We start from the raw sequence: 21857 nt of genomic DNA on the forward strand, positions 1-21857 counted from the left end.
CAGCATCGCGCACAATCCGCGCCGCCGCAACCCGCCTGGGCCTGCAGGCGCATGCATCCGTCAGGCGACCGGGCGATTTTTCGACACTAAAACTTGCAAGTTTAATTGTCAATTTATACGAGGTTGAGATGCCGTCGCGAAGCGAAAAGACAAGCGAGCTGGAAGCCACGGTCGTGGCCCTGCTCGACGCCAGCGGATATATGGCGCGCCGTCTTCGCGCCGAATCCAATCCCACCGGGCTGAGCTGGTCAGAGACGATTACCCTGGCGCGGGTCGAGCGGGCCGGAGCGATCACGATCGCCGCGCTCGCCCGGGCGGACGGGGTGACGCCGCAATCCATGCGGATCACTGTCCAGCGTCTCGAACGCGCCGGGTTGCTGGTGCGCGAGGCGCATCCCCATGATCGCCGCCAAGTCCTGTTCCAGCTTTCCCAACTGGCGCGCGATACGCGTGCCGATACCATCGAACGGCGGTTGCACTGGCTCACCGTTTCCCTTGCGGCGCTTGATCCCAAGGAGATCGCCACGTTGCGCGCCGCCGCCACGCTGATGAAGCGGATTGCGGAATCGTGAGGATGGCCCGGCGCCCGCCACGACCGCACAACCCGGCGGACGGGTTTAACTTTCGCTTTGTCGGGCCGCTGGCACTCGGCGCGACTCTCAATCCGCTGAATTCCACGATGATCGCGACGGCTCTGGTTCTGATCGCCGACGATATCGGCGTTCCCATGACGGAAATTAGCTGGCTGATCGCCGGGCTCTATATCGCCAGTGCCATCGCGCAACCTACGATGGGCAAGCTGGCCGACCTGTTCGGTCCGCGGCGCATTTATCTGTTTTCTCTAGTGATCGTGGCGCTGGCGGGTCTCGTCGGGCAGCTGGCGAACGGGCTTTTCGGGTTGGTCGCATCGCGCGTGTTGCTGGGGATTGGCACTTCGGGTGCATATCCTTCGGCGATGCGCCTGTTTCGCGAGCGGGCCGACCTGATCGGGGCCCCACCACCGCGTAAGGCCATGGGCATGCTGTCGCTGGCCGCGTTGTCCACCGCCGCTTTCGGACCGCTGCTGGGCGGCATCATGACCCATTGGCTGGGCTGGCATGCGATCTTCAGTATCAACATCCCCTTGGCCCTGATCACTTTGCTGCTGGTACGCGCGGGCATCCCGCCGGCACCACGCCGCGCCACCCACTGGCGACGCGTCCTGTTGGAAATCGATCCGGTCGGCATGCTGCTGTTCACCGCCGCGCTGATGACCTTGCTGCTATGGCTCTTCGAAGCGGACCGGCTAGGCTATGGGGTTCTGGTGGCCAGCGCGCTCCTGTGGCCGGTGTTCGTGATCCATTCGTTGCGTCAGGCGACGCCGTTCATCAACATGCGTATGCTGATCGACAACGTGCCGCTATCCCTGACCTACTTGCGGGCGAGCGCGCTGATGATGGTCGTTTACTGCATCGTCTATGGCTACACGCAATGGCTGCAAAGCGTCGGCTATTCGAGTGCCGAAGCCGGCCTGTTCATGCTGCCGATCGCGACCGTATCGGCTGCCTCGTCTCTGGTCGGCGCGCGAACAAAGGGAATCCGCGGGCCGTTCCTGTTTTCGATTGCCTGTGCGTTGGTGGGCAGTGCTCTGTTATTGATGCTGCACACTGGCAGCCCGGTCTGGACCATCGTGGCCGTGGGGCTGCTGTTTGGCCCGCCGCAAGGGATGTTCATGACGGCGACGCAAGCCGCGGTGTATGTTCAGGCGAGCGCGAACGATATCGGCGCCGCGGCGGGGTTGCAGCGCTCGGCCCAGTATATCGGTGCGATTGGCGCGGCCACCGCGCTAGCCAACATTTTCGGCCAGCGTGCCAGCGATACCGGTCTGCATCATTTGGGGATGATGATGGGATTGCTGTGCGCGGCGGCGCTTCTGCTGACGATCCTCGACCGGACGATCCCCCGCGGGGCGGTGGGTTGAGGTTCAGGCGGCCGACGTCTGCGTTGGCCGAACGATGGATCGCCGGGTCGACAGCAACAGAAATGCCCCCAGCAGTGCGCAGAGCGACATCAGCAGCGAAACCGAAAACCGGTCCATGCCAAGGTAGAACAGCAGCCCTGCGAAAGCCGGGGTGATTGCGCCGGCGACCCGCCCCATCCCCATGCCGAAGCCGACGCCGGTGGCGCGCATCGCCGGGGGAAAGGCTTCGACGATGACGCCATAGATAGATGTCACACCGCCGTAGAGAAACAGCCCCATCGTCCCTGCCAGCGCCAAAAGAACGATCTGCGGAAACTCACCAAATCCAAAGATCGTCGTGAAGGCCATCAGCCCGATCATGTAGCATGCGGCCATCGCCGCCAATGGCATCCGCTTGCCGATCAGGCCCACCGACAGGCATCCAGCGACGCCGAACAGCGACAGCGTGGAAGAAGTAACGGTGGCGAAAGACGATGAATATCCGAGATCGGCAACAAGCTGCGGCAGCCAGCTGAGGACATAGTAGACGGTCATCAGGAACAGCAGATTGGCCGCGGCCGCAGTGATGGTTCGGCCGACCTGTCCGCGCGCGAAGATCGCGCGATAAGACGATTTTTCCGGACCCCGCGCCGGGGCCGGCGGCAACATTTCGAGCGGCTCATGGCCGCACTTTTCGAGATAGACGTTGAGCTTTTCGAGCGCGCCGGGCGGCCGCTTTACCAACAGGAAGGCAGGCGGTTCGAGCAGGATGAAGTACGACACCGCCAGCATCAGCGCCGACAGCGCCGCGCCGAGCAGGAACACGGCATGCCAGCTAGCATATTGCAGCAGCACCGCCGCTGCAAATCCGCCCAATGTCCCACCCAGCGGATAGCCGACAGCATAGAATCCCAAGGCTAGGCGCCGCCGCGCGGCGTTGGAATATTCCATCGCCAATGGCGCATTGATCGGCACCAGCGCCCCCAGTCCCAGCCCGGCGAGTATGCGCGTGGCCGCGAGCATCGTCACCGAGTCCGAGAGCGCGGCCAGCACCATCCCGATTGTCATCAGCACAAGAGTCGCAAGGATGAGGTTGCGGCGGCCGAAACGGTCCGCCAGCGGCGCGAGAAAGAATGATCCCAGCGCCATTCCCATGAGCCCGCTTGACAGCGCGATGCCGAGTTCGGCCTTGTTGATCTGCCATTCGGCCGAAATGGCCGGCGCGGCGAAAGTCATCGACAGCACGTCGTAGCCATCGACCCCGTTGAGGAGTGCAGTGAGTGCAATTGCGCGCTTCTGGGTTCCGCTAAGCGGAGCGGAATCCAGCCGTTCTTTGACGTCGTACATCAGGCCCTCTGCCTCTTGTCTTTTCCATTCGCCCCGGTTGTCCGGGCTACCGCTGTGGTGCGAGGGGTTGGGGAACGGCAAGCATCCACTGGCACCCACCACGCGACCTTATCCACCACGGTTCAACTGCGGTATGCCCCGGGCAGCGCGGGCAAGTCCACAACGGCAGCCAAGCCGATTTGGCTTAGCCGACATTGCGCCTGTGGTATGGCGCGCCGTTTCACGCCGGATGTCGACTAGCGCCGGATAGCGGGGCGGGACGCTCGCTTGCGCATTGTGAAATCGACGGTTGGTGGAACTTCGCCTAACCGGGCTACGGTCGCCTGGCGCATCGGCGATCGATGAAAGGAAGGCTGGGGATGAAGTTGTGCTGCTTCGACGAGGGTCGGTTGGGCGTCGTTATCGGAGACGAGGTCGCCGACATCAGTGAAATTCTGGCCGAACTGCCCGCCCCCGCTTGGCCGGGCGGAGGTGAAGACAGACTGTTTGCGGCGCTTCCCGCGCTCATGCCGAAGGTCGAGGCCATCCTAGACCGCGCGCCGCGAAAGCCGCTGTCTCAGGCTACGCTGAGGCTGGCTGTCGCGCCGACCAAGGTTATCGGCGCGCCTGTAAACTACCGCGATCACGCCGCCGAGGCAGAGGCTGATAAGGAAACATTCTTCGCGCACCAGTTGATCCGGATTCAGGAGATCGGCCTGTTTCTGAAAGCCAACAGCTCGCTCGTCGCGCCCGCGCAAGGGATCGCCTTACGTCATAGCGATCGCCGCACCGATCACGAACTCGAGCTTGCGCTCGTGATCGGCAAGACCGCAGACCGCGTCAGCCGCGACGACGCTCTCGACTATGTGGCGGGCTATGCGATCGGACTCGACATGACGGTGCGAGGTAAGGAAGAACGTTCGTTTCGCAAGTCGATCGACACATATTCGGTTTTCGGTCCTTGGATCGTCACCGCCGACGAGATCGAGGATCCCGGCAATCTGGACATGGAACTGACGGTCAACGGCGAAGTCCGGCAATCGGCCAACACCCGCGACCTGGTTCTGGGTGTGCCCGAACTGATCGAGATGGCGTCCAGCTATTACACGCTACACCCCGGCGACATCATCATGACCGGAACGCCGGCGGGTGTCGGCCCGGTAGCCGAGGGCGATACGATCCACGCCCAGATCGACGGGATCGGTAGCATTACGGTCAAGGTTCGTGCAGCTTGATACATGCAGTCGCTATGCGGCAGCTTCGGCGCTGATAAGCTTGTCCGGCATTATCGGGGTATAGGGTGCGATAGGACGCGACCGGATGTGGTCGCCGGCATCCGTACCCCGCAGTACCTCACCAAAGCCGCACGCGACGCGGCGGGGGCCAAGCCGCTCAGCATGGAAGAGGCGATGCCTGGAGCCTACAGCGGACGGGCCCGCGTGTTCGACCTGCTCGAAACGCACTACCGCGACATGCAAGGCATCGAGTTCACGGTGGAACGTGGCAAGCATACCCGATCTTATCAAGCTGGAAGTGTCGCTGCGGCACAAGATGCAGGCGCATCAGATGTGTACGACCCCTGCGAACGATATCGATGAAGATTCGGAGCGACAACAAGCGTACTTTGAAGAGGCATGCAGGCGTGAACTGATTTCGGACGTGTTGGATAGATAGCTGCACCCCCCGGCTATCGCCCTAGTTCGCGATTTCTAAAAGATCGCGCCAGAATTCATCAAAACTGTCAGCTTGGCAGTCATATTCGATGCCTAACAACAATTCAAAATTCTGGTAAATCCAAATCCCAATATCCATGCATGGTCAAAAGAATAAGATAGGGAATTACATTCATTCCATAGGACTTTTGATCATATGAAATTGTTCCGTCCAGGTGACGGCAATATATCAATCAAGATTTGATCATTATCCGCGATAACAGATTGCGGCGAATCTGATACGGATAATATACGTAATTAGTCAAACGCATTTTATCGAACAGCTGTAATGAAGCCCTAAATATATCGAAGATTGGAACTGCAATTGAGTTTGAAACTCTCGAAAACGATTGGTCGCCTTCTCGTCGCCAACCGCAGCGAAATTGCGATCCGGGTCTTCCGCGCCGCAACCGAACTGGGCATCCGCACCGTCGCCATCTATGCCGAGGAAGACAAGCTCTCGCTGCACCGGTTCAAGGCGGACGAAGCTTATCATCTGGGTGACGGCGCAGGGCCAATCGCGGCCTATCTCGACTGGAAGCGGATCATCGCGATTGCGAAGAAGGCGAAGGTTGACGCGATCCATCCCGGTTATGGCTTCCTGTCGGAAAATCCTGATTTTGCCGAAGCTTGCGCCGAAGCTGATATCATCTTCATCGGTCCGAGCCCGGGAACCATGCGCGCGCTGGGTAACAAGGTGTCGGCGCGGCATATTGCGATCAGCGCGGGGGTCCCAGTGGTGCCTGCTACCGAGCCGCTGCCCGACGATGAAACGGAGATCAAGAAAATAGCGGCGAAGATTGGCTATCCGCTGATGCTGAAGGCCAGCTGGGGCGGCGGCGGGCGCGGTATGCGCCCGATCGAGGATGAAGCCGGGCTGATGGATGCGGTGCGTTCCGGCAAGCGTGAAGCAAAGGCTGCTTTCGGGCGTGACGAGGTTTACCTTGAAAAGTTGATCCGCCGCGCGCGCCATGTCGAAGTGCAGATACTGGGTGATAGCCACGGCAATCTTTTCCACCTGTTCGAACGCGATTGTTCGATCCAGCGTCGCAACCAGAAGGTGATCGAACGCGCACCCGCACCCTATCTCGACGAGAGCCAGCGGCAGGGATTGTGCGAGGCCGCACTGAAGATAGGCCGCCAGACCGGCTATATGGGTGCGGGCACGGTCGAATTCCTGATGGATGCAACCAACGGCGCGTTCTACTTCATCGAAGTCAATCCGCGTATCCAAGTTGAGCATACGGTTACCGAGCTTGTGACTGGCATCGATATCGTGAAAGCGCAGATCAAGGTGGCGATGGGCGGCCATCTGGGCGTGGCCGAAGAAACCGGGGTGGCGCAGCAGGACCAAATCAAGCTGTCCGGTCATGCGCTGCAATGCCGGATCACTACGGAAGATCCGGAAAATAACTTCATTCCCGACTATGGCCGGATCACCGCCTATCGCGGCGCGTTCGGATACGGCGTGCGCGTCGATGGCGGCACCGCCTATTCGGGCGCCGTGGTCACGCGCTATTACGATCCGCTGCTGGAAAAGATCACCTGCTGGGCGCCGACGCCGGACGAAGTAGTGGCGCGCATGGTCCGCTCGCTGCGCGAATATCGCATCCGTGGGGTGGCGACCAACCTGGCCTTTCTTGAGAATGTGCTGACGCATCCCGATTTCGCCGCAAACCGTTACACGACCAAGTTCATCGATGAAACGCCGGGGCTGCTGACCCTGAACAAGCGTCGTGACCGTGCGACGCGGCTGCTCAACTATATTGCCGATGTCAGCGTGAACGGGCATCCGGATGTGAAAAGCAGAGCTAGGCCTCCGGCGCATGCGCGCGTGCCAAAGGCGCCTGCAGAGTCGGGCGCTGTGCTTGATGGCAGCCGACAGATATTGGAGAAGAGCGGCGCGAAAGGGCTGGCGGATTGGATCAGGGCGCAGCCGCAGCCTCTGATAACCGACACGACGATGCGCGACGCGCACCAATCATTGCTCGCAACACGCATGCGCAGCGCCGACATGATCGCGGTGGCCGAGAGCTATGCGCTGATGGTGCCGCAGCTGCTGAGCCTGGAATGCTGGGGCGGCGCGACCTTCGACGTTTCGATGCGTTTTCTGTCCGAAGATCCTTGGGAACGGCTCGATGCCATCCGGTACAAAGCGCCCAATCTCTGTACCCAGATGCTGCTGCGCGGGGCAAACGGCGTTGGCTACACCAATTATCCCGACAATGTGGTGCGTCACTTCATCGGACAGGCGGCTAAGGGCATTGATATCTTCCGCATCTTCGACTGCCTAAACTGGGTCGAAAATATGCGGGTGGCGATCGATACCGTGGCGGAAACAGGCAAGATGGCTCAGGGTGCGCTTTGCTATACCGGCGACATACTCGACCCCAACCGCGCCAAATATAGCCTCTCCTATTATGTTGATCTGGCGCGAAAGCTGGAGGCCGCCGGGTGCCATATGTTGGCGGTGAAGGATATGGCCGGGCTGCTGAAACCTGCGGCCGCGACGGTGCTGTTCAAAGCGCTGCGGGAGGCGACAGATCTGCCTATTGCGCTGCATAGCCATGATACTTCGGGCGCCGCAGCGGCGACATTGCTGGCGGCGATCGACGCGGGCGCCGATAGCGTGGACGCGGCGATGGACGCAATGTCAGGAACTACGTCGCAGCCTTGCCTGGGCGCTGTGGTCGAAGCTTTGCGCAACACGCCCAAGGATACCGGGATCGATCCCAAGGCGATCCGCGAACTCAGCTTTTATTGGGAAGCGGTGCGCATCCAGTATGCGGCGTTCGAAAGCGACTTGCGGTCGGGCGCGTCCGAAGTCTATCTGCACGAAATGCCGGGTGGACAGTTCACGAACCTCAAGGAACAGGCGCGCAGCCTGGGCCTTGACACGTGCTGGCATGAAGTGGCGCGCGCCTATCATGACGCGAACATGCTGTTCGGCGATATCGTGAAGGTGACGCCTTCGTCCAAGGTGGTCGGTGACATGGCATTGATGATGGTGGCGCAGGACCTGACGCCCGATGAGATTCTGTCGAGCGAGAAGGACATCGCCTTCCCGGCGTCGGTTGTGGAGATGCTGCGCGGCGATCTGGGACAGCCGCCGGGCGGATGGCCGGCCGATATCCAGAAGCGCGTCCTCGGCAACGAAACGCCCATCACGGTGCGTCCAGCCAGCCTGTTGGGCGACGAGGATTTGGAGTGCGCGCGCAAGCAGGCGGAGCAGCAATGCGGTCGCGCGATCAGCGAGAATGAGCTCGCCAGCTATCTGATGTATCCCAAGGTATTCATTGGCTATGCCGATGCGCGCCGCCGCTATGGCCCAGTCGCGGTGCTGCCGACCCCGGTCTTTTTCTATGGCATGCAACCGGGCGACGAAGCCAATATCGAGATCGAGCAGGGCAAGACTCTGGTAATCGGCCTGACCGCGGTCGGGGACACGGAAGAAGACGGGACCGTCCGCGTGTTCTTTGAATTGAACGGCCAGCCGCGCATTGTCACCGTCGCTGACCGCAACGCAAGCGCGGGCATGGCAGCGCGGCGCATAGCTGACCCGGCAAACGAGAACCATGTGGCGGCGCCCATGCCCGGTGTCGTCGCGACGCTGGTGGTCAGCCAAGGGCAGGCGGTGAAGGCAGGCGACCTGCTGCTTACGCTGGAAGCCATGAAAATGGAAACCGCCATCACCGCGCCGCGCGACGGCACAATCAACGAACTGGCAGTCAAGGCAGGACAGTCTGTGGATGCCAAAGCATTGCTGGTGGTGATGGGTTGAGCTGTTTGGCGTTCTTGATTTGGCGCATTTCAAGGAGATTTGAGATAGGCGTTTAGTCGCGGCATTTGATGGTGTGGACTGCGAGAAAACCGTTCTGACTCAGGGTTCGTTGGATAATGCCCATGCTCGGCGAAGTTGCGTGGAAGGAATACTTCCTTGTTTCCTTCGTTGACTATGATGCGTGATCTACGACCCTTATACGACATATGGCGCATGATTTTATCTGCCCGACAGCGGACGGGGAACTCTCGCTCTTCTTCGCCCTCGATGGACGCAAGGTCGTCTTTCAACCCGATCGGCCTGGGTCTTTCCCCGTGGCTGCGTGTTGTTCGCGCATGACAACGGCAACCATGGAACGTTCAGGTGGCTGCGCCTGTGGCGCATTGAGGTTCGTAGCCCGAGGTGAAGCGTCACGTGTGGGCCTTTGTCAATGCCTTGTTTGTCATGGTGCCGAGGCTGATCAGGCTGACCTCGATCCCGGTGCGTCCCAATGTGCGATATTCCATTCCGTATCCCTATATGAAGCTGGCCTCCGCCCATTCTCCTTAGACGCTGGAGGCGGCAGGACACTCAAGATAATTTCATAAAGCGTTGAGCAAGCCTGTTTCCACGGTCGCCGGAGCCCGGCGGAACGGGAGAACGGCCGCGCGGCCGCCGATCGTTTCGCGCTGCGTGCGCTCCGGGCCGCGAAAGGACCGATTGCGGCCCTCCGTTCCGCCCGCTAAGATCCACAGGGTTCTTTGTCATCGAAGGATCACCGAACGCCCTTGTCCAGCCGGGACATCCGACAGGGATGACCGGCGCCGCGCCGAACCGCGCTTTTCTCCAGAGCTGGATATGCCCGCCACCGTGCCTGATTTACCTGATCCAGCGGATGTGCTTGCCAAGGCCGGTCGCCGCCTGGATGCCCGCGGCCTGGCGCCCGCGACCGCCGGCAATTATTCCGCCCGGCTGGCCGACGGGACGATCCTAATCACCCGGTCGGGCGCGCATAAGGGGCGCCTCGATGCCGCGCAGTTCATGCGCGTGGCGGCGGACGGCACGGCCATCGACGCGGGCCGATCCTCTGCCGAGACGTTGCTGCACTGCCTGATATATGCCGTCGATCCCGCCGCCGGAGCAGTGCTCCACACCCACTCCGTCGCCGGCACGGTCCTCAGCCGCGCGCTGGCCGGCCGGGACGGGATCGCGCTGGCCGAATATGAGTTGCTCAAGATTTTTCCGGGCGTCGCGACCCATGAGGCGAGCGTTACCCTGCCACTGGTCGACAACAGCCAGGACATGCCCGCGCTCGCCGCCCTGCTGCGGCCGATATTGCTGGCGCAGGAGCGGCTGGTGCCGGCTTTCTACATTCGCGGCCACGGGCTTTACGCCTGGGGGCCGACGCTGGATGCGGCCGAGGCGATGGTGGAGGGGTGCGAATTCCTGCTGGCCTGCGCCTGGGAAGAGATGAAGCTGAGGGGAGGGGGCCGATGACCAGGCTGATCCAATATGACGACAGCCCGCCGCATGGAGCGCGGGGCCGGTTGGACGATCACGGCGCGATCGCCGCCATTCTGGAGCCGACGGGCGTGCGGCTTGAGCGGTGGGAGGCGGGCGCGACGCTCTCGCCCGACGCGGCGGATGCCGAGATCATGGCCGCCTATGCGGAGGACATAGAGCGGCTGAAGGCGCGGGGCGGCTACCGGTCCTGCGACATCGTCAAGATGACCCCGGACCATCCCGACCGCGAAGCCATGCGTGCCAAATTCCTGGCGGAACATGTGCATGACGATGATGAAGTCCGCTTCTTCGTCGAAGGAGCGGGCCTGTTCTACATTCGCTTCGGCGGCACGGTCCATGCGCTGGAATGCACGGCGGGGGACCTGATCGTCCTGCCCGCAGGGACGCCGCACTGGTTCGACACCGGGGAGCGGCCGCGTTTCACGGCCATCCGCCTGTTCACGACGCCGGAAGGCTGGGTCGCGCGGTTCACGGGCGATGAGATCGCCCGCGCCGTCCCCCTCTATCAGGGGGCGGCATGAGGCCGGGCGCAATCGTCACCGACATAGAGGGCACCACGTCCAGCATCGCCTTCGTCCATGACGTGCTTTTCCCCTATTCCGATGCGCGGCTTGAGCGCTTCCTCACCGATCATCCGGACGCGGCGGCGGCGATATTCGATGCCGTGCGCGCGGAAGCGGGCACGGACCTGGACCGGCAGGCCTGCATCGCCCTTCTGCGCCAATGGCATGATGCCGACCGCAAGATCGGGCCGCTCAAGCAATTGCAGGGCATGATCTGGGCGGACGGCTATGCGCAGGGGCATTTCACCGGCCATGTCTATCCCGACGCGGCCGAAGGGCTGCGCCGCTGGCATGACGCGGGCATTGCCCTGCATGTCTATTCGTCGGGGTCCGTGGCGGCGCAGAAGCTGCTCTTCGGGCATAGCGATCATGGCGACCTGACGCCGCTGTTCGCGGGCTATTTCGATACGGCGGTCGGCGGCAAGCGGGAAGCGCGCTCCTATCGCGCCATTGCCGATGCGCTGGCCCGCCCGCCCGCCGAGATATTGTTCCTCTCCGACACGCCGGAGGAACTGGCGGCGGCGACGGAGGCGGGCCTTGCCGTGACCCTGCTGGCGCGCGACGGGGCACCGGCCGACAGCCGCTTTCCCATAGCCGACAGCTTCGACGCCATCGGATGGCAGGAGGATCGCCGATGAGCTACACCGCCCTGGACGAACGCAGCGTCGGCCCCTTTCTGGCCGATATAGCCCCCATTGCCGAGCGTCTGGGCGGCAGGCCGGGCGATTGGACGGTGGCGGAGGTCGGGGACGGCAATCTCAATCTCGTCTTCCTGGTGACCGGGCCGTCGGGGGGCGTCGCCGCCAAGCAGGCGCTGCCCTATGTGCGCATGGTGGGCGAAAGCTGGCCGCTGCCGCTGTCGCGTGCCTATTATGAGCGTCTCGCCCTGGCCGATCAGGCCGCCCATGCGCCTGCGCGCGTCCCCGCGCTGCTGCATCATGACGATGCCATGGCGCTCACGGTGATGGCGTTGCTCAAACCTCACCGCACCCTGCGCGGCGCGCTTGTCGAAGGGGAACGCTACCCGCTGCTTGCCAGCCATCTGGCCGAATTCCTGGCCGATACGCTGTTCTTCACCTCCGACCTCGCCGTGCCGGTGGTGGACAAGAAGGCGCGCATCGCCGCCTATCTGGGCAATACGGCCATGTGCCGGATCACAGAGGACCTGATCTTCGACGAACCCTATTTCGACGCGCCCATGAACCGTCATACCCGGGGGCTGGAGGACATCGTCGCCGCCTTCCGGACGGACGTGCCCCTCCGCCTTGCCGCGCAGCGGATGAAGGCGCGCTTCCTCGCCGCGCCGGAGGCGTTGCTGCATGGCGATCTCCACACCGGATCGGTGATGGTGACGGCGGACGATACGCAGGTGATCGATCCCGAATTCGCCTTTTACGGGCCGATCGGCTTCGATGTCGGCATGGTGCTCGCCAATCTCTGGATGGCTTATCTCGCCCAGCCCGGCCAACGTCCGGCGGAGCGGCCCGACCCCTGGCTGCTGGACCAGTCCGAAACATTGTGGAAGGGCTTTGCAAGGCGCTTCACCGGGCATGGGAACGCCCTCGATCCCCAGGCGGACCATGGCGCGCTGCATGCGCTTGCCAAGGGCGATGCCGATCTGCGCGCGGCGGCGATGGAGGATGTGCTCGCCGGCATCTGGACCGACGCGCTGGGCTTTGCCGGTTGCGAGATGATCCGGCGCATCCTCGGCCTTGCCCATGTCGCTGATTTCGAAAGCATCGCGGATGAAGCCCTGCGCGCCGATTGCGAGCGCCGGGCGCTCCAGATCGCGCGCAGGCTGCTGGTCGATCGCGCCGCCTTTCCCGGCATAGCCGCCGTGTCGCATGCAATCCGGCTGGACAGGGCACCCGCATGAGGCTGGAGGGCAGGGCCACGCGCTCCATATGGCTGGAGCCGGATGGATGGAGCGTCGGCATCTTCGACCAGCGGCGCCTGCCCTGGGCGTTGGAGCGGCTGGTCCTGAAAACGCCCGGACAGGCGTTCGACGCCATAGCGGACATGGCCACGCGGGGCGCGCCGCTGATCGGCGCCGTGGCCGCCTATGGGCTGGCGCTGGCCTTGCGCGAAGACCCGAGCACCGCGTCGCTGGAGCGCAGCTTCGCCCATCTCGCCTCGGCGCGCCCGACGGCGGTCAACCTGCGCTGGGCGCTGGAGAGGGTGCGGGCCGCCGTCGCGGAATGCCCGGCCGACGAACGGGCGGCGCTGGCCTATGCACAGGCCGCCCGCCTCTGCGACGAGGATGTCGCGGCGAACCGGGCGATAGGCGAAGCCGGCCTGCCCCTCATCCGGGAAATCGCCGCGCGCAAGGGCGGGGAACCGGTCAATATCCTCACCCATTGCAATGCCGGCTGGCTGGCGACGGTGGACTGGGGCACGGCGACCGCGCCCATCTATCTCGCGCATGACGAGGGCCTGCCCGTCCATGTCTGGGTGGATGAGACGCGACCCCGGAACCAGGGCGCGCTGACCGCTTTCGAACTGGCGGGCCACGGCGTCCCGCACAGCGTCGTGGTCGACAATGCCGGCGGCTTGCTGATGCAGCAGGGCAGGGTGGACATGGTCATCGTCGGCACCGACCGGGTGACCGCCAATGGCGATGTCTGCAACAAGATCGGCACCTATTTGAAGGCGCTGGCGGCGCAGGCGCATGGCATAGCCTTCCACGTCGCGCTTCCCTCCAGCAGTTTCGACCCCGCGACGCCGGACGGCGCGGCCGTGCCGATCGAGCAGCGTGCCTCCGACGAGATACGCTTCATCCCCGGCCCCGATGATCATGGCGCGCAGACCCGCGTCGGCATCACCGCATCGCCCGCCTTCAACCCGGCTTTCGACATTACGCCAGCCGGCCTGGTCACAGGCTATGTCACGGAAAAGGGCTTGATCAGGGACGCGGCGGGCCTTCTCACGCTCCGTTGACCGGTACCGGGCTGAGCGGCTTGACCTCGCGAATGACGACCAGCGTCTTGAACGTGCGGATGCGGTCATTGGCGGCGAACAGGCGCTGCGCCAGATCGTCATAGCCCCCCATGTCACGCGCCACGATGCGCAGCGCGAAGTCATGATCCCCGGTGACGTTCCAGGCCTCCAATATCTCGGGCTCGTCACGGAATATCTCCATCATCTCGTTCATCGTGTGCGCGCTTTCGCGTTCCAGCGAGACGAGGACGATCATGGAGAGGGGCCAGCCGAGATTCCTCGGCCTGACGATGGCGATCTCGCGCTCGATCACCCCGATCGCTCGCAGGCGCCGAATGCGGCGGTAGCAGGCGGGCGGCGACAGGCCGACGGTTTCGGCGAGGGCGGAGACCGGTCGCTGCGCATCGGCCTGCAACAGTTCGACCAGTTTCCGGTCGAAGGAATCGAGGAGATCGTTTTTCATCGCCCTCAAAGGATAGGCGATAAATTTTATCGGAAAAGCGACAAAATCGAACGCACTTATCGCATGCGTTGCGCTAGCTATGCCGCGTCCGTCCAACCATATTCGAGTGTTGCATGTCCAGCGTTGCCGCGCCCCGCCCCCTTTCCACGCGCGTGGATCCTGTCGCCTTCGGAGCGCTCTCCCTCTCCCTGTTGTCGGTCACTTCCGGCGCGTCGCTGGCCAAGCGGCTGTTCCCGCTCGTCGGGCCGGAGGGGGCGACGACGCTGCGCCTCATCGTCGGCGCCGTGATCCTGTCGCTGGTGTTCCGGCCGTGGCGGCTGGACTGGCGGGCGGGCTGGCGGCCGCTGCTGGCCTATGGCGTGGTGCTGGGCGTCATGAACCTCTCCTTCTACAATGCGCTGGCCTATATTCCCCTGGGGCTGGCGATTGCGATAGAGTTCACCGGCCCCCTGACGGTCGCCCTGCTCACCTCCCGGCGGAAGCTCGATTTTCTCTGGATCGGCCTTGCGGTGCTGGGCCTGGCCAGCCTGCTGCCGCTCTGGGGCGCGGCGTCCCAGCTCGACTGGCGCGGCATTGCGCTGGCGCTCCTCGCCGGCGCGTGCTGGGCCGGCTATATCCTGATCGGCCGGCATGCAGGCCGCATGCACGGAGCGGCCGCGTCCGCCGGCGGCATGATCGTCGCCACCCTGCTCGTCGCGCCGGTGGGATTGGTCCATGCCGGTGCCGCGCTGCTGACGCCGCAGGCGCTACTGCTTGGCGTGGCGGTGGGCATCGTGTCCAGCGCCATCCCCTATTCCCTGGAGATGGTCGCCCTGCCCAGATTGCCGTCCAACACATTCGGCATCCTGATGAGCGCGGAGCCGGCCGTCGGCGCGGTCATGGCGCTGATCCTGCTGGGCGAGGTGCTGACGCTGTCCCAATGGTTCGCGATCGGCCTCATCATCTGCGCGTCCATCGGCACGGCGGTCACCGCCCGGGCGGGGGAGGCGATGGAACAGCCCTGATCGCCCGGCGGCGCAACCGGAAGGGCGGCTGACCTATGTGACGCAAAGGCCGGGGTGACGATTGCCGTCATCGGCGGCAAGCCGATCCTGTAGCGGCGGCGCACCGCCATCGGGCACAGTGAGCCTCTGCCCGGCCAGACGCATGCGGAGATCGTGGGCAGCGTCGACGATGGCGAAGCTTTGCAGGCGATGGCGATCGCGGCGCGCGGATGGAGGCCGCTGCCGCATCCCGTTGCGATCCGCAGCCTGCCGGCCCGGCGGGATGGCGGGCCGAACAGGGAACCAATGCCGGGTGCGGTCCATTCCACATCCATGCACATCATCAGCAAAGCCGCCGCCATGCCCGCGACCGGATCGGCAGGAACCGGATCATGAGCAGGGGACGGGACGCGACCTCGCCCTGGCGGATGCCCGCAGGCGCGTGGAAGGACGTGCTCATGCGCACATGGAAGGAAAGCGCGGCGGACAATGTCGGGCTGGTCGCTGCGGGCGTGTCATTCTATGCCTTTCTGGCGTTGCTGCCCCTGCTCGGCGCCATCGTGCTGACCTATGGGCTGGTTGCCGATCCGCAGACGGTGACGCAAAACATGGCGGCGATGACGCGGGTCATGCCCACGGACATCGCCCGCTTCATCGGCGAACAGTTGATGTATGTCGTCCAGACCTCCGGCGGGAAGAAGGGGCTGGGCGTGCTGGTGGCGCTGGCGCTGGCGCTGTTCAGCGCGCGCAATGGCGCGGCGGCGATCGTGACGGCGCTCAACATCGCCTATGAAGAGGAGGAGAAGCGAGGCCTGGTGAAGGTGAACCTGCTGGCGCTTCTCATCACGGCCGGGGCCGTCGCGATGGCCGTATTCGCTCTGCTGTCCATGACCGTCCTTGCCTATGTCGAGGCCTGGCTGCCGTCCTCGCCGGTCCTTGCCATGCTGTCCAGGCTCATGTCCTACCTCCTCCTCGCGCTGGCGGCGGCGGCAGCGGCGGCGACGCTCTACCGCTTCGGTCCGTCGCGCGACCGCGCTCGCTGGATGTGGCTGACCCCCGGTTCCCTGTTCTTCGCGGCGGCATGGGTGCTGCTGACGCTCGGCTTTGGAATATATGTGGCGAATTTCGGCAATTACGGGGCCACCTATGGATCGCTGGCGACCGTCATCATTTTGCTGACCTGGCTTTATCTGTCCAGCTACATCCTGATCTTCGGCGCGGAACTCAATTCGGAACTGGAGCACCAGACGGCGCGCGACACGACCGAAGGCGACGAACGCCCGCTGGGGCAGAGGAACGCCTGGGCGGCGGATCATGTCGCGCAGGGAACGCGGGCGGGCGAAGATAGACCAACCCAAGTTACCAAATTGGGTTAGTCCAAATCTTCGTTGCAGGATCATCGATATTCATGATCTTTCGACATTCCGTCCAAATATCGATTCACCGCAAATCAGGGAAAAGGCACGGAACCGCGCCAGTTTCATACTGTTCATCCCGTACAGCCCAGGAGATGAACTTATGCAGACGCCATCCGATGATCGGAACGACTTGCGCAGCGAACTACGCAACGATGCCGAAAACCTGACCAGTGCCGCGACCGACCGCCTCCATGAAGAGGTGGACGCGCGCAAGAGCCCGCTGGTCGATCAGGCCAAATCGGTCTCCGCCGCGCTCGACCGGGCAGCGGGCGAACTGGGCGAGGGCGCGATGCCGTCCTGGATCAGATCGACGCTGGAACAGGGCGCGCAGCAGATGCGGCGCCTTGCCGAAACCATCGAGCAGAAGGACTCCCGGGAACTGGCGGGCAGCATCCGCCACCTGGCCCGCGACAATCCCGTGACCTTCCTGACCGCCTGCGCGGCGGCGGGATTTGCCGCCAGCCGCATCTTCCGGGCGGAGGCGGACGGCAGCGCCTCAGGTGCCGCCATGGCACCGCCGGCGCCCCAGCCGCAGCCCTATACGACCGTCACGACGCCCGTGCCGCCTTCCGGAACGGGAGGGGTGATATGAGCGACCCGCAACCGGACCGCGCCAGCGTCGCCGGAGCCGGTGGTGGCAGGGACGAGGACATAGCCTCGCTCCTCCGCGCGCTCATGGGGCAGGGGACGCATCTGGCCGAACAGCAGATCGCTTTGTTGAAGGCCGAAGTGCGGGAATCCGCCACCAGCGTGAAACTGGCCGTCGGCTCGGTCGCGGTCGCGGCCGTGGTCGGCATCGCCGGGCTTGGCGTATTGCTGATGGGCCTTGCCTATCTGCTGGCCGACGCCATCGACCATCTGGGCCTTGCTACGCTGATCGTCGGCATCGTCGCCCTGATCGTCGCCTTCATCCTCTATCGCGGGGCGCTGGCCAAGGTTCGCGCCGCCGAACTCGCGCCCGAACGCACGCAGCACGTGCTGGAACGCACACCCTCCGCCCTGCGCGGCGACCTTAATCCGGAGCACAGACCATGACCGACACGCTTGACCGAGATCCCGACGCCATCGAGCGCGACATCCGCCGCACGCAGGAGGATATGAGCCGCACGATCGACAGGATCGGAGACCGGTTGACGCCGCGCAACCTGTTCAACGCCCTGCTGGACAAGGCGGATGAACATCATGTCGACGCCCGGACGCTGCTGGACGGCGCGCGGCGCAACCCCATCGCGCTTGGGCTGATCGCCGCCGGCACGATCTGGCTGATCAGCGACAAGGACTCCCCATTCCCCAGCTTCGGCTCCGGCACTGGGGCAAGCAACCGCCATGTCGATCCGCACCATCGCGATTATGTGGCCCATATGTCCGGCATCGAGATTCGCGATGGGGAAGATGCGATCGCCTATCAGCGGCGCCGCGACGCGGCACGCGCCAACTATCTGATGCTCGAACGCCGGCACGATGAGGATGAGAGCAGCTTCCGCCAGCGGCTCGACGACCTGACCGACAAATTCCGGGAAAAGCGCCATGCCTGGGCGCAGGGTTCGGGGCAGGCGCGCGACGCCGCCGGACATGCGGCCGCGCAGGCCACCGAAAGGGCCCGCAGCCTTTATGACGACAATCCCTTCGTCGGCGGCCTGATCGCCGCGGCGGTCGGCGCGGCGCTGGGATCGGTGCTGCCGCTCAGCCGGACGGAACAGGAAAGGTTGGGCCCGCTGGGCGAGAAGGCGCGCGGCATGGCGGCCGAGCAGAAGGACGCTTTGGCCGAAACGCTGCGCGAAAAGAAGGACGAGCTTGTCGAGAAAGCGGATTCGACGCTCCAGCAGGGTGGACATTCGGCGTCCCGGCAACCCTACTGACCGGGACGGGGGTGAGGCCGCGCCGCCACATGCGCATGATCTGCATCTGGCCGCGCGGTTTATGCACTCGCAAAACAGCCGCTTGATCTCCACATTGGCGCGATGAAAGTGTCGACCTTCGCCAGCGCTGAACCCGCCATCCTCAACCGCCGCCTGCCCGATCCGGTGCAGGCGGTGATTTTCGACATGGACGGCACGCTGCTCGATACCGAAGCGGAGCATCGGCGCACCATGGCGGAGGCGGCTGCCGCGCTGGGCTGGCCTTTTTCCGAGGCGTTGCAGCTTGCCATGGTCGGCATTCACCGCGATGCGAACCGGGTGATGCTGGCGGAGCATTTCGGCGCGGACTTTCCGCTGGAGCAGTTCTACGCCGACAGCGACCTGCTGTTCGAGGCGGCGTTGGAGGCCGCCATTCCGAAGCGGCCGGGCGTCGAACCGGCTTTGGCCGGGCTTGCCGCGGCAGGCATTCCCATGGCCGTCGCGACCTCGACCGAGGCGCCCCATGCCTGCCATCGCCTCGAAAAGGCCGGCTTGCTCGACTATTTCGACGTGGTTGTGACGCGCAACGATGTGGAACGGCCCAAGCCGCATGCCGAACCCTATCTGCTGGCGGCGAAGCGCCTGGGCGTGGCGGTTGCCGATGCGGTGGCGGTGGAGGACAGCTATGCCGGGGTGCGTTCGGCGGCGGCGGCCGGCATCGCGACCGTGATGGTGCCTGACCTGCTCCCGCCCACCGACGCGGAACGGGCATTGGTCGCGGCGGTGCTCCCCAGCCTGCACGACCTTGCCGCCATGATCCTGCCCTCGGCGAAGGGCTGACCCTGCTCGTCCCGCGATCCTGACCCTTCGTCGCAAAGCCGGTTGCGTCGCCCGCGCTCTTGGAATTGGGGAGCCGATGTGGGACAGCGGAATCTGGATCGCTGACAGGAAGATACCGGGACCTTATGCCGCTGCCTAGCCGATGGAAGATCCTGCCCTGGGCTTGCGGTGCCGCCGGCATCGCGCTGTCGGCCGCATCGGTGCGGGCGGCCGATCCCGCACCGTTCGAGCTTGGCGGGCCGGGCCTGCGCATCACGGTCATGCGGGGCAAGGACGTGCTGCCCATTGCGCAGGTGCCCAGCCTGGCCGAAGGCGACAGGCTGTCGATCGGGGCCGACCTGCCGGAGGACCAGGGCGCAAGATTCCTGCTGCTCTCCACCTTCCTGCGGGGCGCCACCAATCCGCCGCCCAAGGATTGGATCAAGTCCGCCGAAACCTGGAAGAAGAAGGCGAAGGACAACAGCCTCAGCCTGACCGTGCCGAAGGGCGCGCGGCAGATGACGCTGTTCCTGGTGCCGGATACGGGCGGCGCGGAAGGCACGATCGAAGATGCGGTGCGCGGCAAGCCGGGGGAGTTCATCCGCGCGACGCAGGAACTCAATCAGGCCTCGCTCGATCGGTCGCGGCTGGATGCCTTCATGGCGGCGATCCGGGCGCAGGAAAACACCCATCCCGAATATCTGCGTTCGGTCGCCCCTGCCTTGGCGCGCAGCCTGTCGATGAAGCTGAATGACGAATGCCTGTCCAAGGTGGTCGAGCTTCAGGCCAATTGCCTGCTGGAAAATCGCGAACAACTGGTGCTGGCTGACGTGCACAGCAGTTCCATTGCAGAGACCCTGACCGGCGCGCCCACCGATCTGGCGCTGCAACTCAGTTCCACGCGGGAGGCGGGCTATGGCTTCTACAGCCCCTATATCGGCGTGGTGCGCGATCTGGCGAAGATTTTCGGCGCGTTCAGCAATCCGGAGTTCGACTATCTGCCGACGCTCAGCGTCCGGCGGGACGATGCCGCCGCGCTGCTGCTCAACAAGGCGCCCTCGTTCCAGAAGCCCAAGTCGGTGCTGGTCGTCGGCATGCCCGCGATCGAGGCCGACAGCCCGCCCCGCCTGCGCAGCGCGGCCAGCGGCCCGATCTGCGCGGCGCGTCCCGGCGTGGTGCTTCCTGTCGAGGGCGCGCCGCTCATCTATTCGACCGCCTATGCGCGCAACATGACGGTGAAGCTGACGGCCGCCAGCGGCGAGACGATAGACCTGCCCGTGGAGGCGCGGGCGGACCGGGGCGGCTATGTGGTCAAGGGCAATGACCCGCTTCCTGCCGTCTTCAAGGGTACGGTGAAGGGGCATCTTTCCGGCTATTGGGGTTTCGAGCGGTTCGAGGGACCGGACTTCTCGCTTCAACTGCCCGGCGACGCGCGGTGGAAAGTGGCGGGCGAGGAACCGACGCTGGTGGTCGGTCGCGACAATGGCCTGACCCTGACCGGCGAAGCGCCTGCCTGTGTCGAAGGCGTGACCTTGCGGCAGGGGGACGGCGCGCCCCAGTCCCTGCCGTGGAAGGTGCAGGGGACGGACGCCCTGCTCCTCACCCTTCCACTGGCCGACCGCAAGCCCGGCGACATCAGGATAGAGGTCAAATATCAGGGCGTCGCCACGCCTTCCGTCCTGTCGCTCAAGGCCTATGCCCAGGCCAGCAGGCTGGACGCGCTCAGCCTGCATGCCGGGGACAACAGCGCGGTCCTTTCCGGCCAGCGGCTGGATCAGGTCGCCGCGGTTGAGCTGTCCGGGATGGTGCTGGCGCCCGGTGAACTGGTGCGCGACGGGTCCGTGGACCGGTTGAGCCTGTTGGCGAAGGGCGAGGGCGCTGCTCTGAAGGCCGGCGATCGGGCGACGGCGCGGGTACGGTTGAAGGACGGCCGCTCCGTCGATCTGGCCGCCACTGTCGAGGAAGCGCGCCCCCGGCTGGCCCTGCTCAGCAGGAGCGTTTCGCAAGGTATGGGCGCAGGCCGCAGCCTCCAGCTTTCCGGGGAGGATCTGCTGCCTGACGACGGGCGGCTGGTCTTCTCGGTCCGGGCGGAACAGGGGGCGGCTTTCCGACCGGACGATGCGCTGGAGGTCGCTTCGGCGGATGGGGTGAAATCCGTCAGGCTGGGAAGCGCCAGCGGACTTCGGCTGTCCGGCCCGGATGTGATGGTGGCGACCCTGGACCCGGCGGCGCTGGCGCCCGCGTCGGGTCCGCTGCGCTTCCGCCTGTTGCGCGGCGATGGCTCCAGCGACTGGCAGCCGCTCGTGACGCTCGCCCGCCTGCCGCATATCGATGGCGTCAGTTGCGAGGCGCAGGATTGCACGATCAAGGGCCGCGACCTGTTCCTGATCGAGGCCGTGGACGGCGCGCCCGGCTTTGAAAAGCCGACGATGGTCACGCAGGGTTTCACTGGCTCCAGCCTGTCCGTCCCGGCGCCAAGGGACGGCAAACTCTACATCCGCCTGCGCGACGCAAGGGACCAGGCAGTCATACTCGATCTCGGTTGACAGCCGCGTTCAGCGCTTGCGTCCGTGAG

19 protein-coding genes and 1 pseudogene are annotated in these 21857 nt (G+C 64.4%); 17 read left to right on the forward strand and 3 right to left on the reverse strand.

Features of this window, described 5'->3' with window-relative positions; genetic code table 11:
- Nucleotides 1–128: 128 nt before the first annotated feature.
- Together H5V43_RS17615 and H5V43_RS17620 are read left to right on the forward strand one after the other, a co-directional pair.
- Nucleotides 129–572: a MarR family winged helix-turn-helix transcriptional regulator gene (locus H5V43_RS17615; RefSeq protein ID WP_025546819.1), complete on the forward strand. Its 444-nt coding sequence runs from the start codon at nt 129–131 to the stop codon at nt 570–572.
- Between the two features lie 2 nt (nt 573–574).
- A complete protein-coding gene (locus H5V43_RS17620; protein ID WP_193666868.1) occupies nt 575–1960 on the forward strand; it encodes an MFS transporter in 1386 nt (461 codons plus the stop codon).
- A gap of 3 nt (nt 1961–1963) precedes the next feature.
- Here H5V43_RS17620 and H5V43_RS17625 read toward each other — a convergent pair whose 3' ends face one another.
- The gene (locus tag H5V43_RS17625) at nt 1964–3388 is read right to left on the reverse strand and encodes an MFS transporter (protein ID WP_128830656.1); all 1425 of its coding nucleotides are present in this window, start codon (nt 3386–3388) and stop codon (nt 1964–1966) included.
- Between the two features lie 239 nt (nt 3389–3627).
- Between H5V43_RS17625 and H5V43_RS17630 the strand changes: the two genes are divergently transcribed.
- The 8 genes and pseudogenes from H5V43_RS17630 to mtnA all read left to right on the forward strand — a co-directional run bounded on the left by H5V43_RS17630 (nt 3628) and on the right by mtnA (nt 13761).
- On the forward strand, nt 3628–4500 hold the full coding sequence (locus H5V43_RS17630; RefSeq protein WP_244968704.1) for a fumarylacetoacetate hydrolase family protein: 873 nt from the start codon (nt 3628–3630) through the stop codon (nt 4498–4500).
- Between the two features lie 84 nt (nt 4501–4584).
- Nucleotides 4585–4821 (forward strand): annotated as a pseudogene (locus H5V43_RS17635) (hypothetical protein); the annotation flags it as partial.
- A 481-nt stretch (nt 4822–5302) separates the two neighbouring features.
- The gene (pyc, locus tag H5V43_RS17640) at nt 5303–8758 is read left to right on the forward strand and encodes a pyruvate carboxylase (protein ID WP_210769466.1); all 3456 of its coding nucleotides are present in this window, start codon (nt 5303–5305) and stop codon (nt 8756–8758) included.
- Nucleotides 8759–9595: 837 nt separating this feature from the next.
- Nucleotides 9596–10234, forward strand: coding sequence for a methylthioribulose 1-phosphate dehydratase (locus tag H5V43_RS17645; RefSeq protein WP_052816632.1), 639 nt, complete (start codon nt 9596–9598; stop codon nt 10232–10234).
- Nucleotides 10231–10782, forward strand: coding sequence for a 1,2-dihydroxy-3-keto-5-methylthiopentene dioxygenase (locus tag H5V43_RS17650; protein ID WP_025546830.1), 552 nt, complete (start codon nt 10231–10233; stop codon nt 10780–10782). The genes H5V43_RS17645 and H5V43_RS17650 overlap by 4 nt, the downstream gene beginning before the upstream one ends.
- Nucleotides 10779–11462, forward strand: coding sequence for an acireductone synthase (gene mtnC, locus H5V43_RS17655; protein WP_025546832.1), 684 nt, complete (start codon nt 10779–10781; stop codon nt 11460–11462). Before H5V43_RS17650 ends, mtnC begins: the two co-directional genes overlap by 4 nt.
- Nucleotides 11459–12700 (forward strand): S-methyl-5-thioribose kinase, encoded by a 1242-nt coding sequence (mtnK, locus tag H5V43_RS17660; RefSeq protein ID WP_128830657.1) that lies wholly within the window; start codon nt 11459–11461, stop codon nt 12698–12700. Before mtnC ends, mtnK begins: the two co-directional genes overlap by 4 nt.
- Nucleotides 12697–13761 (forward strand): S-methyl-5-thioribose-1-phosphate isomerase, encoded by a 1065-nt coding sequence (gene mtnA, locus H5V43_RS17665; protein WP_193666869.1) that lies wholly within the window; start codon nt 12697–12699, stop codon nt 13759–13761. The genes mtnK and mtnA overlap by 4 nt, the downstream gene beginning before the upstream one ends.
- Here the strand turns inward: mtnA and H5V43_RS17670 are convergent.
- Complete coding sequence (locus H5V43_RS17670) at nt 13748–14224, reverse strand: Lrp/AsnC family transcriptional regulator (protein WP_025546835.1); 477 nt, start codon at nt 14222–14224, stop codon at nt 13748–13750. The two genes, mtnA and H5V43_RS17670, sit on opposite strands and share 14 nt — an antisense overlap.
- Before the next feature lie 113 nt (nt 14225–14337).
- On the opposite strand from H5V43_RS17670, the gene H5V43_RS17675 reads away from it, so the two are divergent.
- Nucleotides 14338–15228, forward strand: a complete 891-nt coding sequence (locus H5V43_RS17675) for an EamA family transporter (protein WP_025546836.1) — start codon at nt 14338–14340, stop codon at nt 15226–15228.
- Between the two features lie 33 nt (nt 15229–15261).
- Here the strand turns inward: H5V43_RS17675 and H5V43_RS17680 are convergent, their stop codons facing one another.
- The gene (locus H5V43_RS17680) at nt 15262–15531 is read right to left on the reverse strand and encodes a hypothetical protein (protein ID WP_128830658.1); all 270 of its coding nucleotides are present in this window, start codon (nt 15529–15531) and stop codon (nt 15262–15264) included.
- A gap of 68 nt (nt 15532–15599) precedes the next feature.
- On the opposite strand from H5V43_RS17680, the gene H5V43_RS17685 reads away from it, so the two are divergent.
- From H5V43_RS17685 to H5V43_RS17710, 6 genes are all read left to right on the forward strand, one after another.
- Nucleotides 15600–16583, forward strand: a complete 984-nt coding sequence (locus tag H5V43_RS17685) for a YihY/virulence factor BrkB family protein (protein ID WP_025546838.1) — start codon at nt 15600–15602, stop codon at nt 16581–16583.
- A gap of 142 nt (nt 16584–16725) precedes the next feature.
- Entirely contained in the window at nt 16726–17217 is a 492-nt protein-coding gene (locus H5V43_RS17690) for a hypothetical protein (RefSeq protein WP_025546840.1), read from the forward strand.
- On the forward strand, nt 17214–17660 hold the full coding sequence (locus H5V43_RS17695; RefSeq protein WP_025546842.1) for a phage holin family protein: 447 nt from the start codon (nt 17214–17216) through the stop codon (nt 17658–17660). The genes H5V43_RS17690 and H5V43_RS17695 overlap by 4 nt, the downstream gene beginning before the upstream one ends.
- Nucleotides 17657–18484, forward strand: a complete 828-nt coding sequence (locus H5V43_RS17700; RefSeq protein WP_025546844.1) for a DUF3618 domain-containing protein — start codon at nt 17657–17659, stop codon at nt 18482–18484. Before H5V43_RS17695 ends, H5V43_RS17700 begins: the two co-directional genes overlap by 4 nt.
- Nucleotides 18485–18592: 108 nt before the next feature.
- On the forward strand, nt 18593–19303 hold the full coding sequence (locus tag H5V43_RS17705) for an HAD family hydrolase (protein WP_244968705.1): 711 nt from the start codon (nt 18593–18595) through the stop codon (nt 19301–19303).
- A 125-nt stretch (nt 19304–19428) separates the two neighbouring features.
- Nucleotides 19429–21828: a hypothetical protein gene (locus H5V43_RS17710; protein ID WP_025546849.1), complete on the forward strand. Its 2400-nt coding sequence runs from the start codon at nt 19429–19431 to the stop codon at nt 21826–21828.
- Nucleotides 21829–21857: the final 29 nt, after the last annotated feature.

The sequence above is a fragment of the Sphingobium fuliginis genome (genome assembly GCF_015074805.1).
Lineage (GTDB): Bacteria > Pseudomonadota > Alphaproteobacteria > Sphingomonadales > Sphingomonadaceae > Sphingobium > Sphingobium fuliginis.